Raw genomic sequence first — 15167 nt, 5'->3', positions numbered from 1 at the left:
GCGCTCCTGGATGTGGTGATCCTCGGGGACCACCTTTCCGGCGCGCGGTTAACCGTCGACGTGACGAGGGTGAGAATCCGGTAAGAGAAGCTCGGCGCCGACGGTGAACCCGACCACGGCCCCGCCGCCGGGCCGCGGCTCGGCGAACACGCCGCCGTCGTGGGCCAGCGCGATTTCGCGGACGATCGCCAGCCCCAGACCGGAGCCGGGCAGGCCGCGGGCGCCGTCGGCGCGGTGGAACCGGTCGAAAACCCGCGCCGCGTCCTCGTCACCGATGCCCGGGCCGCGGTCGAGGACCTGCACCCGGCCGTCGCGCACCACGACGTCGATCGCGCCTTCGGGCGCGAACTTCACGGCGTTCTCCAGCAAGTTCGACACCGCGCGTTCCAGCGCCTTGGCCTGGCCGGTGAGCGCGGTGGCGTCGGTCTCGACGGTGATGGCGCGGCCCGAGCGGTGCCGGACACGCCCGGCGGCGCGCTCGACGACCTCGCCCAGCTCGACCGGCGCGGGCTCCTCGGTCTCGTAGCGCCGGGTCGCCAGTTCGACCAGCTCGTCGATCAGGTGGGTCAGTTCACGGGCTTCGCCGTCGACGTCGTCGAGCAGCCGGGCCCGGTCGCCGGGGGCGAGCTCGGCGAAGCGCCGCAGGACGCTGGCGTTGGTGCGCAGGCTGGTCAGCGGCGTGCGTAGCTCGTGCGCGGCGTCTTGGACGAGGCGTTCCTGGTCGGCGCGGGCGTCGGCGAGACGGCCGAGCATCCGGTCGAACGACGTCGCGAGCCGCCCGACCTCGTCGCGTCCGCCGGCCGGGACGGCGACGTCGGCGAGGCGGCCGTCGCTGACCTGCTCGGTGGCCTGGGTGAGCCGGACCAGGCGGCGGGTGATCTGGCGGGCGAGCAGCCAGCCGGCCAGTGCCGCCGCGGCGAGGACGAGGGCGCTGACGGCGGTGATGCGCGCGGCCAGGCCGTGGAGCACGTTGCGGGATTCGTCGACGTCGATGCCGAGCTGGAGCGCCCCGCGGCCGCCGCCGAGGGCCACGGTGATGACCCGGTAGTCGTCCGGCGGGACGGTGAAGTCCTGGTAGCGGCGGTCACCGAAGGAGCCGGTCGCGGCGAGGGCCCGGTCTTCGTCGCCAACCGCGAGGCGGACGGGGCGGCCGCCGACGGGCCGGATTGTGCCGTCCGGGGCGATCGCCTGGGCGACCATGGGCTGGGCTTCGTCGTGGTCGTCGTCATCGGGCCCGCGGGTGACCGGGCTGGGCGCGAGCACCTGCGTCGCTCCGGCGGCGACTTCGGCCGACGTCGTCAGCAGGGAGCGGTCGAGTTCGGCGCTGATCCGCTGCGACGCGGCCTGGTAGCTGAAGACGCCGACCAGGATCGCCGCCGCGGCCCCGACGCCGGCGAAGGCGATCGCGAGCTTGCTGCGCAGGTTCATGCCGGGCGCACCGAATAGCCGACGCCGCGGACGGTGTGGATCAGTTCGGTCGCGCCGGCCTGGTCGAGCTTGCGGCGCAGGTAGCCGATGTAGACGGCGAGGTTCTTGGATTCCGAGCCGAATTCGTAGCCCCAGATCCGCTGGTAGATCGTGGTGCGGTCGAGCACGATCCCGGCGTTGCGCACCAGCAGCTCGAGGAGGTCGAACTCGGTTTTGGACAGGGTGATCTCGGTGCTGCGCCACCAGACGCGCCGGGCGGCGGGGTCGACGGCGAGTTCGCCGAGGCGCAGGGTCCGCAGGGGTGCGGTCCCGGCGTCGGCGGTGGTGCGGCGCAGCAGCGCGCGGAGGCGGGCGAGGAGTTCGTCGAGTTCGAAGGGTTTGGGCAGGTAGTCGTCGGCGCCGGCGTCGAGTCCGGCGACCCGGTCGGCGGTTTCGACGCGGGCGGTGAGCATGAGGATCGGTGTCCGGTCGCTTTCGGCGCGCAGGACGCGGCAGACGCCGAGGCCGTCGACGCCGGGCATCATGACGTCGAGGATCAGCACGTCGAAGTCGTCTTTCCGCGCGGTGGCCAGCGCGCTGACGCCGTCGGTGACCTCGGTGACGTGGTAGCCCTCGAGGTCGAGGGCGCGCACGAGGGACTCCCGGATGGCGCGGTCGTCGTCGGCGAGCAGGACACGGTGCGGCATGGCGCCATCATGCCTGCGTCCGCCGATCGCGTCCTGTTGCGGCGTCCAGGCTGATGTCGTCCCACCGCAATTCTCCTGGCATGTTTCGCCTATACCCGAGTTGTGGTTGACCGTGACATCGATGGTGATCCGACCTTCGAAGTCAGCGGCTCTCAGATGTACCACTACTTCCCCGACAAGAACGACCTCCTCCAGGCGGTCATCGTCTACCAGGCCGACTCCATCGTCAGTCGCAACAGGCGCGCGCTCAGCGGCTCGCACGGAGTCGAAGCCTGGCGGAACATGGTGATCAGCGCCGCGAGGATCCCTTCGTGCCGATGGGGAGCTGCAGTCCGACATCGACCCGGACGACCTCGCCATCACTCTGCTCGCCACGCTCGAAGGCGGATTTCTGCTCGCCCAGGTACTCGGGAACAGTCGCCCCTTCGAAACTGCGATCGATACCCTCCTCGCCCTTGCCATCCAGACTTGAGCCCGTACCCGGCCGGCGCCCAGCTTCGAGCCCGACGAGTACTACCCGTGACCTACGCACCTTGCGAGATCCATGCCAGTACGACTCGCGACCGAACAGACCCGTCCTTCGGCGCCGGGCAGGGATGCTTCGCGATTGTGTGAAGCTCAGCGAGGTGTGGCTGTCGTCCGGCACCTCGCGGCATAGCCGGACGAACTCAAGTTTTCGTGCACTGGCGACGTCCTTTGGATCAGCAGCGTGCGCCACTCGTGACGGTTGCGAAACCCACCGCCCGTGTGGTGGGCGTGAAGGCGCTGCCAGGCTGGGGAAGCGATGCCTGCGAACGGCGTTCTGACCGTGCGGCCGACCGGCGGGCGTGCTCGCGCGGGTTGCCCGTCAGTCTCGTCTTCACTGCCCTCTTTTCGCGATTCCCTGTGAGAAGATGATCCACAGGGGAGTCGAAGTCTCGGGTTTTGCGCAGAACCGGCGTGCGAGAATCCGGGTACGTTCGGCCGGGTACGAGGAGTGCGGGCTGAGGGGAGCGACCTCTTCCTCACACCGGAGCCGGTGTCGCGGCGATGGGATTCGCGAGCGGGCGCACCACATGCCCGTCCGCGGTCGCTCGGGTGACCGGATGGGAGAAGGTGGCTGCGTGGCGACAGGTGTCGACTTCTGATGGGCGGCTCGCCTTCGCGCCAGGAGCCGGATCTGCGCATCAACGTCCTGGGCTCGCTGGAGTGCTGGTCCGGCACGCGCCGGATCCACCTCGGCGGGGCCGTCCAGGAGCGCGTGATGGTCGCCCTGCTGCTCGAGTCCGGGCAGGTCCTCAGCATCTCCCAGCTGGTCGACTCCGTCTGGGACGACGACCCGCCCGCCACCGCGACGCACCAGGTGCGCAAGGCCGTCGCCCGGCTGCGCCAGGTCATCCCGGCCGGCGGCGAGGTCATCGTGACCGAGGGCCCGGGCTACCGCGCCGTCCTGCCCGCGGAGCAGGTCGACCTGAACGTCTTCCTGAACCTGCTGGAGAAGGCCCGGCGGGCGTCGTCGGACCGCAATTGGGACGAAGCCGCCACGCACCTGCAGGGCGCGCTCGCGCTGCGGCGCGGGTCCGTGCTCGCCGGCAGCGGCGGGCCCGCGATCAAGGCCGCGGACGTCGCGCTGCAGGAACGGTACCTGGACGCCGTCGAGCAGCTGACCGACCTGCGCCTCTCGCGCGGTGAGTCCCGGGAGCTGGTCAGCGAGCTGCGGGAGCACGTCGCGGCCCACCCGCTGCGGGAGAAGCTGCGGGCTCAGCTGATGCTCGCTCTGTACCGCTCGGGCCGGCAGGCGGACGCGCTGGAGGAGTACCGGAAGGTCGGCGCGCTGCTGTCGGAGGAGCTGGGGATCTACCCGGGCAGCGACCTGTCGGACCTGTACGAACGCCTGCTGCGCAACGATCCCGCCCTCGTACCACCCCGGGAAGCGCCCGAGCCCGCGCGGGCCGCGGAGCCGCCGGCCGCCACCGTCGCCCGGACACTGCCGTACGACCTCGCGGACTTCACCGGCCGCAAGCCCGAGCTGGACGGCCTGCTGAGCCGGCTCGACGCGCCCGCCGACCGCGGGCCTCGGATCCTCGCGATCGACGGGATGGGCGGCGTCGGGAAGACGTCACTGGCCGTGCGCGCCGCGCACCTGCTCGCCGAGCGTTATCCGGACGGGCAGCTGTACGTCAACCTCCGCGGGTACACCTCCGGCGGGCAGCCGCTGTCGCCCCGCGCCGCCGCGGAGGCGCTGCTGGGCATGCTCGGCGTGGAGGCCGACCAGCTGCCCGAGGACGCCGACGCCCGGGCCATGCTCTGGCGCACGATGACCGCCGAGAGCCGGCTGATCGTCCTGCTGGACAACGCTTTCGACGTCGCCCAGGTCTGGCCGCTGCTGCCGCTCGGCCCCGACTCGCTGGTGCTCGTCACGAGCCGGACGCGGCTGATCGACCTGGACGGCGCGCACTGGCTCTCGCTCGGGACGATGACCACCGAGGACGGCGTCGCGATGGCCGCCCGGGTGCTGGGCACCCGGCGTGTGGAGGCCGAGGCCGAAGCGGCGGCCGAGCTCGTCGCCCTGTGCGGGCACCTGCCGCTGGCGATGCGGATCGCGCTGAGCCGCCTCGGCAACCGCCCGCGGTGGCCGATCGGCTACCTCGTGGACCGGATGAGCGACGAGTCGCGCCGCCTGGACGAGCTCAAGTCCGGTGAACGCGGGGTCGACCTGACACTGCGGATCTCCTACGAAGGGCTCGGGCCGCGCCACCGCACCGCGTTCCGCATGCTGGGGGTGCACCCTGGGCGTGACATCGATGTCTTTTCCTCGGCGGCGCTGCTGGGCCTGTCCCCGCACACGGCGGAGGCCGTGCTGGAGGTGCTGCTGGACGCGCACATGCTGCAGCAGCACGAGATCGGCTACTACACGTTCCACGACCTGGTGCGCAGCTTCGTCAACCAGCTCAACCAGACCGAGTGCGCGGGAGACGACGCCGGTCAAGTCGCGGCCGGCTACGAGCGGCTGCTCGACTACTTCGTCGACGTCACCGATCACGTCTGCGACCTGCTGTTCCCCGGCCGCGCGCGGTTGCCGGCCGGGCCAGGGGAAAGCGATCCCGCGCTGCCCCACCTGCCGACCCGCGAGGCGGCGCGCAAGTGGCTCGACCGGGAGCAGTCGACCCTGCAGGAGGCCGTCGCGCTCGCGCACGCCCACGGGTTCGACCGGCACGTCGCCCGGCTCGCCCGCAACGTCGTCTTCCAGCTGGACGCGGACGGGCTGTTCGCGGAGTTCGTCGAGATGGCGCAGGTGTCGGTGGTCTCGTCGCGCCGGCTCGGCGACGCCGAACTGCTGCGCCTGAGCCTGTCGAACTCCGCGGTGGCGAACTGGAAGCTCGGCAAGTTCGCCGAAGGGATCGACGCGGCGTCGGAGGCGCTGGCCATCGCGTCGGACCTGGGCGACCGGCGTGGCGTCGCGAAGGACACCGGCATGCTCGGCCTGCTGCTGTGCACCTGCGGCCGGTACGACGAGGCGCTCCCGCTATTGCAGGAGTCCATCCGGATCAAGCGGGAGCTCGGCGCCGGCCGGGCCGAGGCGGAGTCGCTGGTCAACCTCAGTTCCCTCTACGAACAATGGGGCCGTTACGCCGAAGCGGTCGACACGGCGAAGCGGGCCCTGGCGCTGAACCGGGAGCTCGGCGCCCGGGAGAACGAGCTCGTCGCGCTCATCGACCTGTCACTGGCCCACCTCGGGACGGGCGCGGTCGAGGAGGCCGACGAGCAGCTGCGGGTCGCTCGCGAGCTGGGGGAGGACTTCGGCGCGCCCGGCGACGTCGCGCTGGTGTACGCGCTGTCGGCGCTGACCGGGCACCGGCTCGGCCGGATCGAGGAGGCCCGGCGGTTCGTCGGCCTCGGGCTGGCGCACCACAAAGCGCACTGGACGCCGATCCGGCGGGTCGTCATCGACAACCTGATCGGCCGCCTGCGCCGGCTCGAAGGCGACTACGCCGAGGCGCTCGTGCTGCACGAGCGTGCCCACGCGCTGGCCGCCGGCATCGGCTACCGGATCGAAGAGGCCCGCGCGCTGGTCGGCCTGTCCGACGTCCACGCCGCGCGAGGCGCCGCGGACCAGGCCCGGGACTGCCTCGAGCGGGCCGCCGAGATCTTCCGGACCGCCGGGGTCCCGCCCAGAGCCCGCTCCTGAGGCCGGCGCGCGCCGGCGGGAACGAATCGGTAACCGGCGCGGGCAGTGTGGCAGGAGCTACATCCATGTCACGAGGTGTCGTGGCCGCGGGACGACGTCGGCGGACCGCAGGTCACCGAAGTGCGGGGAGTCGCGATGAGACGGCGGTGGGTGGACGGCCGGGCCGGTGCTGCGGGCCCTGACGAGGACGTGGGCCCATGAGCCCGGCCGCGCGGTTGCTGCTGTGCTTCCCGTCGCTCGCGTTCGCACGGAAGGCCGTGCGCAGCGGTCTCGACCTCCGGCTCGTCGTCGACGCCGGTCAGCGCGCCCTGTTCGCTCCCTTCGCCGCCGACCGGCTGACGCTGGTGGACGCGCGGGACGAGACCGCCGTGGCCGGCGCCGTCGCCCAGGTCGTCCTGCGGTGCGGCATCACCCACGTGCTGGACGGCGAGGGGTTCCCGGCCACCCGCGTGTGCCCCGAGTTCGCCGAGGCCCCGCACGTCTTGGCCGACGACCGGCGGCTGGAAGAGGTGCTCGCGCCCAGCCGGCACCCGATGGTGCGGACCCGGGTGGTCGCCACCGCGGGCGCCGTGCCCGGGGTGGTCGCGGAGATCGGCCTGCCCGCGGTGCTCCGCTCGGGCGACGACGAGACCGTCGTGCGGTCCGGGGCGGCGCTGGCCGAGTGGGCGCGTCGCCACGAGCACCGCCCCGGGCCGTTCGCCGCGGGGGAGTTCGTGCCCGGCCCCGAGGTCGTGGTGACGACGTTGACGCACGACGGGATGCACCGCGTCGTGGGCGTCACCGCTCAGCGGGCCGTGGCGCACGGCGTGCGGTACCTCTTCCCGGCGACGGTCGGCGAAGCCGAGGCGAGGGAGGTCCGGGCCACCGTCACGGCGATGCTGGACCTGGTGGGCTACGAGTTCGGGCCCGCCGAGACATCGGTCGTGCTGTCCGGGCGCGGCCCGCGGATCGTGCGCGCGCGCCCGGGCTTCGGGTCCCGCGGGATCGCCCGGCTGATCGAGGTGACGACCGGGTTCGACGTGCAGACCGAGCTGTGCCGCGCGCTGGCCGGGGTGCCGGTCCGCCCACCGGCGCCGAGGTGGTTCGCGGGCGCGGAGTTCCCCCGCCCGCCGAGCACCGGAGTGCGCGTGCTCGCCGAGGGGGCGACGCCCGAGATCGTCGAAGAGCGTCTCGACGCTGCCCGCCGCCGGACACTGACCTGCGGCGATACCACGGTTCCCGCCTGCTATGTCCGGAATACCGGGGCGGGGGAGGTGAGCGGTATCGAGGACGGACGGAATCGGGAACCGGAGCTGTGATCGTCATTCTTGTCGATGGCTCGTGAACGGCTTGTGGATGACAAGAGGGAGTGGTGACCATGCGGAACGGATCGGATGACGCGACGTCGGGGGACATCAAGGCGCGGGGGGCGCGGACGGCTTTCGCGGTGCTCGCCGTCGTCGCGGCGGGTTTCGGCGTGAGCCAGGCGGTTCCGGGAGGTGCGTCCGTCGCGGCCGGTGCACACCCTGGTGTGCACTCCGGGGCCCACGCGCCAGCCGGTAGCGGTTCCGGCGAGGGCCCGAACCACTAAATCCCGGTGGCCGCGCGCACGGCGGAGAACCGGTCGAGCGCGAAACAATTCCGAATTTCCCAATTTCCTAATTACCGGTGCAGGTGAGCTGTGTCCGGTGCGGGTGTTTCTTCCGGCCGAGGAGAACGACGGTGGACGACCAAGTGACCGCGATTCGGTGCTCGCGAACGGGTGCAGTCCCGAGGGGTCGGGAAAGCGTTTTCCCGGGGGCCCGCCGATGACGACGATCGACGAACCCACGACACCCCCGGCCGCCGTTCGCGACCTGCGCGCCCTCGTCGGCGACCTGAACACCGCTCGGCGGCGCGCCGAGGACGGCCCGTCCCCGGACGCGACCCGCATCCAGCGCGCCAAGGGCAAGCTGACCGTGCGGGACCGGCTGGCGCTGCTGTTCGACGCCGGTTCGTTCCACGAGATCGAGCGCTTCCGGCACCACCGCTCGTCCGGGTTCGGGCTCGAGCACCGCCGTCCCGCGACCGACGGCGTCGTCACCGGCTGGGGGACGGTCTTCGGCCGCACGGTCTTCGCCTACGCCCACGACTTCCGGATCTTCGGCGGCTCGCTGGGGGAGGCGCACGCGGCGAAGATCCAGAAGCTGATGGACATGGCCGGTGCGGCGGGCGCCCCGCTGGTCTCGTTGTCCGACGGCGCCGGCGCCCGCATCCAGGAAGGCGTCACGGCGCTGGCCGGGTACGGCGGGATCTTCGAGCGCAACGTCCGGTTCTCCGGGGTGATCCCGCAGATCAGCGTGATGCTCGGCCCGTGCGCCGGCGGCGCGACCTACTCGCCGGCGTTGACGGACTTCGTGTTCATGGTGCGCGGCATCGCGCAGATGTACATCACCGGCCCGGACGTCGTCCGCTCGGTGACCGGCGAGGAGATCACCCACGAGCAGCTCGGCGGGGCCGCGGTGCACGCGACCGTGTCCGGCGCGAGCGGGTTCGTCCACGACACCGAGGAAGAGTGCCTCGAAGACGTCCGGTACCTGATCTCGCTGCTGCCGGCCAACAACCGCGAGCTGGCTCCGTCGGTCGAGCCGTCCGACGCGCCGGACCGGCGCTGTGAGCGGCTGCTGGACCTCGTGCCCGCCGACGTCGCGCAGGCCTACGACATGCGCGCGGTCGTCGAAGAGGTCGTGGACGACGGCGAGCTGTTCGAGGTGCACGCGTCCTGGGCGCGCAACGTCATCTGCGGGCTGGCCCGGCTGGACGGGCACGTGGTCGGCGTCGTCGCCAACCAGCCCGCCGTGCTGGCCGGCGTGCTGGACATCCCGGCGTCGGAGAAGGCCGCGCGGTTCGTGCAGATGTGCGACGCCTTCAGCATCCCGCTCGTCACCCTGGTCGACGTCCCGGGGTTCCTGCCCGGCAGTGACCAGGAGCACGGCGGCATCATCCGGCACGGCGCGAAGCTGCTCTACGCCTACTGCAACGCCTCGGTGCCCCGCGTCCAGGTCGTCCTGCGCAAGGCGTACGGCGGGGCCTACATCGTGATGGACTCCCGCTCGATCGGCTGTGACCTGTCCTTCGCCTGGCCCACCAACGAAATCGCGGTGATGGGCGCCGAGGGCGCGGCGAACGTGGTGTTCCGCAAGGAGATCAACGCGGCGCTGGACCCGGACGCGGTGCGGGCGAAGCTGATCGAGGAGTACCGGACGAACCTGATGCACGGCTACTACGCGGCCGAGCGCGGGCTCGTCGACGACGTGATCGACCCGGCCGACACCCGGCGGATCCTGATCGACGCGCTGGGGACGCTGCGCTCGAAACACGCGCAGCTGCCGCAGCGCAAGCACGGGAACCCGCCGACGTGACCCCGCCGGTGGTGATCACGCGGGGCGCGCCCGACGACGCGGAGCTGGCGGCGCTGCTCGCGGTGATCACGTCGCTGCGCCGGGAACCGCCCCCGTTCCCGGCACGGGCCGCCGCGGCCTGGGGACCCGACGACCGCGTCTACCGGCCGCCGGGCATGTGGAGCTCGGGACGAGCACCCCGCCGCCCCGTTCAGCGCCGGTAGCCCGGCCGAGGAGACCGAGGAGATTCCCATGCTGGAACTCAGCTTGCTCGGACCCCTGCGCGTGGAAAGCCCGCGCGGGGAGGTCCGCACGACGTCCACCAAGATCAGGCAGGTCCTCGCCCTGCTGGCGCTCGAGAGCCCGAGCGCCGTCGGCATCGACCGCATCATCCACGAGCTCTGGCCGCAGCGGCCGCCGAAGTCGGCCGTGGGGACCATCCAGACCTACGTCTACCACCTGCGCAAGCAGCTGGCCGAGCACGTCGGCTGCGGCACCAAGGTCCTCGCCACGGTCACCAACGGCTACCTGCTGTCGGTCGACCCGGACGCCATCGACGCCCGCCGTTTCGAGCAGGTCGTGCGGGAGGGCCGCGTGGTGCTGGACGCCGGCCACGCCGCCGAAGCCTCCCGCAAGATGGAGGAGGCCCTCGCCATGTGGCACGGCGCCGCGCTCGCCGACGTGCGGCAGGGTCCGTCGCTGGACGCCGAGGCCGTCCGGCTGGAGGGCCTGCGCGAAGCCGCGCTGGAGCTGCGCGTCCAGGCCGACCTCGAGCAGGAGCACCTGCCCGAGGTGATCCCGGAGCTGCAGGCCCTGATCCGCCGCTACCCGCTGCGCGAGCGCTTCCACCACCAGCTCGTCTCCGCGCTCAACCGGGCCGGCCGCCGCGCCGACGCGCTCAGCGCGTACCGGCACACCTGCCGCGTGCTGAACGAGGAGCTCGGCCTCGACCCGTCGGACGAGCTGCGCCGGCTGCACCAGATCGTGCTGACCGGCCAGACCCGCACCCCCGCGCTGGAGGGCCGATGACCACCGCGACCGTCGACACCGCGAGCGTCGACCACGTCCTGAGCACCACCCGCGCGGTCCGCCGCAAGCTCGACCTCGACCGCCCGGTCGAGCCGCACGTGCTGGCGACCTGCCTGCGGCTGAGCACCTACGCGCCGTCGCCGGGCAACCAGCAGTCCTGGCGCTGGCTGGTCGTCCGGGACGCCGGCCGGCGCGCGCGGCTGGGCGGGCTGTTCCGCGACGTCGGCCGCGAGTACCTGGCCGGGGTCCGCGCCCAGCTCGGCGCGGCGGCCGCGGTGCCGGCCGTGCGCCGGATGGTCGGCTCGGTGCAGCACCTGATCGACGTGATCGACCGCGTCCCGGTGTTCGTCGTGCCGTGCGTGCAGGGGCCGCGGCCGTCGGGGCACGTCGAGGCGACGTCGTTCTACGGCGGCATCTACCCCGCGGTGTGGAGCTTCCAGCTCGCGCTGCGATCACGCGGCCTCGGCACCGTGCTGACGACGTTGCACCTGCGGCGCGAAGCCGAAGCCGCGGAGATCCTCGGCCTGCCGGCGGACGTCGCCCAGGTCGGCCTGCTGCCCGTCGCGTACACGACCACGACGGACTTCCGGCGCCCGGCCCGTCAGCCCTTGGAGTCGGTCGCGTTCCTCGACACCTGGGGAAACCCGCTGTCCTGAAGAGATCCGGAGGAGTCATGCCGGTCGCCCACCGCACGAGCGTCGCGCTCTTCCCCGGCCAGGGAACCCAGGCCAAGGGGATGGGAGCGGGCCTGTTCGACCGCTACCCCGAGCACGTCGCCCTCGCCGGCGACGTCCTCGGTTACGACATCACCCGGCTGTGCCTCGAAGACCCCGACGGCCGCCTCGACGACACCCGCTACACCCAGCCCGCGCTCTACGTCGTCAACGCTCTGTCCTATTGGGACGGTCTCGACCGCGGCGAACCGGCGGCCGACGTCCTGCTCGGGCACAGCCTCGGCGAGTACAACGCGCTGCTCGCCGCGGGCGCGTTCGACTTCGAGACGGGCCTGAAGCTCGTCGCCCAGCGGGCGGCGCTGATGGCCACCGAACGCGACGGCGCGATGCTGGCCGTCGTCGGGCCGTCCGAAGCGGAACTCGCCGCGCTCCTCGCCGAGCAAAAACTGTCCACTTTGGACGTGGCGAATCGCAACACCCCGGCGCAGAACGTTCTGTCCGGACCGGCGGCGGACATCGACCGGGCGCGCGAAACGCTTTCGGGGAGGGGCATCAGGGTCGCCGCGCTGCGCGTCTCGGCCGCCTTCCACTCGCGGTACATGCGCGCCGCGCGGGACGAGTTCGCCGCCTTCCTGCGCGGGTTCCGGTTCGCGCCGCTGACCGGGACCGTGATCGCCAACGTGACCGCGCGCCCGTACCGCGACGGCGACATCGCCCGGACGCTCGGCGACCAGATCGCCGGGACCGTGCGCTGGGCCGACAGCGTCCGCGCGGTGCTGCGCCGGCGCCCGGCGGAGAACTTCCGCGAAATCGGCGGGGAAGGAGTGCTGACCCGGATGGTCCGGCAGATCGACACACCCGTGGCAGCGCCGGAGAAACCGCGCCGCGTGTTCACCGTGGCCTACGCCGGGGGCGACGAAAACGCCTACCGCGCCCTGGCCGAGCACACCCGCGACCTGGACGTCGTGGCGCTCGAACGGCCGGGCCGCGGCCGGCGGGTGGCGCAGCCTCTGCTGGCCGACGCCGGCGCCGTCGTCGCCGACCTGATGGACCAGCTGCGGGACCACGTCGGCGAGCCGTACGCGATCTACGGCCACAGCCTCGGCGCGCGGCTGGCGTTCCGGCTCTGCCGCCGGCTGCGGGCCGAAGGCCTGCCCGCGCCGGTGCGCCTCGTCGTCTCCGGCGAATGCGGGCCGGCCGTGCCGAGCCGCGAGCGGGACACCTGGCGCCTCACCGGCGACGCGTTCTGGGCGCACCTCGACCAGCTGGGCGGCGTCCCGGCGCAGCTGCGGCAGTTCGAGGACCTGATGGCGCACTACGAGCGCGTGCTGCGCGCGGACTTCACCGTCCTCGGCCGGTACGTCCACGACGACGAGCCGCCGCTGGACGTGCCGATCACCGTGGTCACCGGCGACCGCGAGCCGTTCAGCGACGCCGAGATCAGCGCGTGGCAGCGCGAAACCACCGAGCCGCTGGAGCGCCACCGGCTGCCCGGCGACCACTTCTTCATCCGCGAGCACTGGGCCGGACTGGCCGGACTGATCGAGGGAGCACCCCATGCCTGACGCGACGTTGACCGCCGAGCTGCAGAGCTACCTGGAGGACGAGGCGCTGTTCCGGTTCGGCGACGAGATCACCGGGGACACCGATCTCTTCAAGGCCGGGGTGCTCGACTCGTTCGGCTACATCTCGCTGATGAACCACGTCCACGAGCGCTACGGCGTCGAACTGGGCGAGGACATGCTCGACTCGGTGCTCGTGTCGCTGCGCGCGATCGTCGAGTTCGTCGAGGCGAGCGCCGTCCCGAGCGCGGACGGCCGGTAACCGGCATGTGCGGAATCGCCGGCGTCTACGGCAGTGGGCGTCCGCCCGGGGACGACCGGGACCTGATCGCGGGCCTGCTGCGTCAGATCGAGCACCGCGGCCCGGACGAGGCCGGCTGCTACCTCGACGACAAGCTCGTGATGGGCACGGTCCGGCTCAGCATCATCGACCTCGCGAGCGGCTCCCAGCCCGTCGGCAGCGCCGACGGCCGCTGGTGGCTCTGCTACAACGGCGAGCTCTACAACTACCGCGAACTCCGCCGCGAGCTGCAGCGGCTCGGCGCGCGGTTCCGCACCGACTCCGACACCGAGGTCGTGCTGCAGGCCTGGCTCACGTGGGGTCGCGACTGCCTGTCGCGCTTCAACGGCGCCTTCGCGTTCGCCGTCTACGACTCCCTGGCCGACGAGCTCACGCTGGTCCGCGACCGGTACGGCAAGCGCCCGCTGTTCGTGGCGCGTCACGACGGCGCGTGGCTGTTCGCCTCCGAGATGAAGGCCTTCCTGGCCTACCCCGGCTTCCGGTTCTCCTTCGACCCCGAGCACCTGGCGTCGATCTTCGCCACCTGGACGCCGCTGCCCGCGCAGAGCGGCTACCGCGACATCGAGCAGGTGCCGATGGGGGAGTACCTGTGCCTGCGCGGCGACGACGTCGAACGCGGCCGCTGGGCCACCCTCGATCTGGAGCCCGGCCCGGCGCCGGAGTCGGAAGACGACGCGATCGAGCGGGTCCGCGCCGAGCTGGCGGCCGCCGTCGACGTCCGGCTGCGCAGCGACGTCGAGGTCGGCGTCTACGTCTCGGGCGGGCTCGACTCCTCGATCATCGCGCACCTCGCCGCGGGCCGGCAGGCCGCGCCGCTGCGCACGTTCTCCCTGGAGTTCGAGGACGCCGTCGTCGACGAGTCCGCCGAGCAGGCCGCCGTCACCGGCGAGCTGGGCACCCGCCACCACGCCGTGCGCGTCCGCGACCAGGACGTCGTCCAGGCGTTCCCGGCCGCGGTGAAGCACGCCGAGGTGCCCGCGTTCCGCACCGCGTTCGTCCCGATGTACCTGCTCGCCGAGCAGGTGAAGGCGGCCGGGATCAAGGTGGTGCTCAGCGGCGAGGGCGCGGACGAGGCGTTCCTCGGCTACGGCATCTTCAAGGACGCGCTGCTGCTGGACGCGTGGCACGACCTCGACGAGCGGACCCGGCTCGACCGGATCGCGCGGATCTACCCGTACCTGCCGCACTTTTCCGGCGAGGGCGCGCCGAAGCGGATGCTGGGCCTGTACCGGCAGTTCACCGAGGAGCACCTGCCCGGGCTGTTCTCCCACCAGATGCGCTTCCAGAACGGCCGCTTCGCCGCCCGTCTGCTGCGTGACGCGGGCGCGCCGTTCGACGCGGCCCAGCGGCTGGTCGCCGACGAGCCGGGCTACGCGGATCTCGGCGCGGTGCAGAAGGCGCAGTGGCTGGAGTTCCGCACACTGCTGGCCGGTTACCTGCTCTCCACCCAGGGCGACCGGATGACGCTCGGGCACGGCGTCGAGAACCGCTGCCCGTTCCTCGACCCGGCGGTCGTGCGGCTGGCCGCGTCGGTCAACCACCGCTTCGGCGACCCGTTCGACGAGAAGTACCTCCTCAAGCGGGCCTACGCCGACGTGCTGCCGGAACGGGTCGTCGCCAAGGGCAAGTTCCCCTACCGCGCCACGGACAGCGCCGCCTTCGTGCGCGCGTGGCCGGACTACCGCGACACCCTGACCGACCAGGCCACGCTCGACGCGATCGGCGTCCTCGACACGCGGTTCGCCCGCGCGCTCGTCGACCGGGTCTTCGACGGCCCCGCCGAACGCATCGGCACCAAGGAGAACCAGGCGTTCACCCTGCTGGCGTCGCTGTTCTGGCTGCACCACTGGTTCGTCCGCGGGCAGGCCCTGGATCGCGGGCCGCTGCGCGCCGGACTGCGCGTGGTCGACCGCCGTACCAGCGTTCTGCCGGCCTGACCGGCACGGAAGACGAGGATTCC

At 72.3% G+C, this 15167-nt stretch carries 12 protein-coding genes; 10 read left to right on the top strand and 2 right to left on the bottom strand.

The genetic code is table 11. From position 1 onward, the window contains the following. Window positions 1-48 precede the first annotated feature (48 nt). Both OG439_RS19940 and OG439_RS19935 read right to left on the bottom strand, forming a co-directional pair. The gene (locus OG439_RS19940; protein ID WP_326950868.1) at window positions 49-1428 is read right to left on the bottom strand and encodes a HAMP domain-containing sensor histidine kinase; all 1380 of its coding nucleotides are present in this window, start codon (window positions 1426-1428) and stop codon (window positions 49-51) included. Beyond that, window positions 1425-2114 (bottom strand): response regulator transcription factor, encoded by a 690-nt coding sequence (locus OG439_RS19935; RefSeq protein ID WP_326950867.1) that lies wholly within the window; start codon window positions 2112-2114, stop codon window positions 1425-1427. The genes OG439_RS19940 and OG439_RS19935 overlap by 4 nt, the downstream gene beginning before the upstream one ends. 325 nt (window positions 2115-2439) lie before the next feature. On the opposite strand from OG439_RS19935, the gene OG439_RS50400 reads away from it, so the two are divergent. The 10 genes from OG439_RS50400 to asnB all read left to right on the top strand — a co-directional run bounded on the left by OG439_RS50400 (window position 2440) and on the right by asnB (window position 15144). Then, window positions 2440-2586, top strand: coding sequence for a hypothetical protein (locus OG439_RS50400; RefSeq protein WP_442792341.1), 147 nt, complete (start codon window positions 2440-2442; stop codon window positions 2584-2586). Between the two features lie 654 nt (window positions 2587-3240). Next, complete coding sequence (locus OG439_RS19930) at window positions 3241-6282, top strand: AfsR/SARP family transcriptional regulator (protein ID WP_326950866.1); 3042 nt, start codon at window positions 3241-3243, stop codon at window positions 6280-6282. Window positions 6283-6479: 197 nt separating this feature from the next. After that, window positions 6480-7580, top strand: coding sequence for a hypothetical protein (locus OG439_RS19925; protein ID WP_326950865.1), 1101 nt, complete (start codon window positions 6480-6482; stop codon window positions 7578-7580). A gap of 489 nt (window positions 7581-8069) precedes the next feature. Next, on the top strand, window positions 8070-9662 hold the full coding sequence (locus OG439_RS19920) for an acyl-CoA carboxylase subunit beta (protein WP_326950864.1): 1593 nt from the start codon (window positions 8070-8072) through the stop codon (window positions 9660-9662). Next, on the top strand, window positions 9659-9865 hold the full coding sequence (locus OG439_RS19915) for an acyl-CoA carboxylase epsilon subunit (protein ID WP_326950862.1): 207 nt from the start codon (window positions 9659-9661) through the stop codon (window positions 9863-9865). The genes OG439_RS19920 and OG439_RS19915 overlap by 4 nt, the downstream gene beginning before the upstream one ends. A gap of 28 nt (window positions 9866-9893) precedes the next feature. Further along, entirely contained in the window at window positions 9894-10670 is a 777-nt protein-coding gene (locus tag OG439_RS19910) for an AfsR/SARP family transcriptional regulator (protein WP_326950861.1), read from the top strand. Further along, a complete protein-coding gene (locus OG439_RS19905; protein WP_326950860.1) occupies window positions 10667-11326 on the top strand; it encodes a nitroreductase family protein in 660 nt (219 codons plus the stop codon). Before OG439_RS19910 ends, OG439_RS19905 begins: the two co-directional genes overlap by 4 nt. A gap of 17 nt (window positions 11327-11343) precedes the next feature. Then, on the top strand, window positions 11344-12909 hold the full coding sequence (fabD, locus tag OG439_RS19900) for an ACP S-malonyltransferase (RefSeq protein WP_326950859.1): 1566 nt from the start codon (window positions 11344-11346) through the stop codon (window positions 12907-12909). Beyond that, entirely contained in the window at window positions 12902-13168 is a 267-nt protein-coding gene (locus OG439_RS19895) for an acyl carrier protein (RefSeq protein WP_247051087.1), read from the top strand. Before fabD ends, OG439_RS19895 begins: the two co-directional genes overlap by 8 nt. A gap of 5 nt (window positions 13169-13173) precedes the next feature. Beyond that, on the top strand, window positions 13174-15144 hold the full coding sequence (gene asnB / locus OG439_RS19890; RefSeq protein WP_326950858.1) for an asparagine synthase (glutamine-hydrolyzing): 1971 nt from the start codon (window positions 13174-13176) through the stop codon (window positions 15142-15144). Window positions 15145-15167: the final 23 nt, after the last annotated feature.

Origin of the sequence: Amycolatopsis sp. NBC_01307 (assembly GCF_035975215.1) — a bacterium.
GTDB lineage: Bacteria > Actinomycetota > Actinomycetes > Mycobacteriales > Pseudonocardiaceae > Amycolatopsis.
The sequence above is the reverse complement of the archived record's forward strand: the minus strand, read 5'-3'. Positions and strand labels throughout refer to the sequence as shown.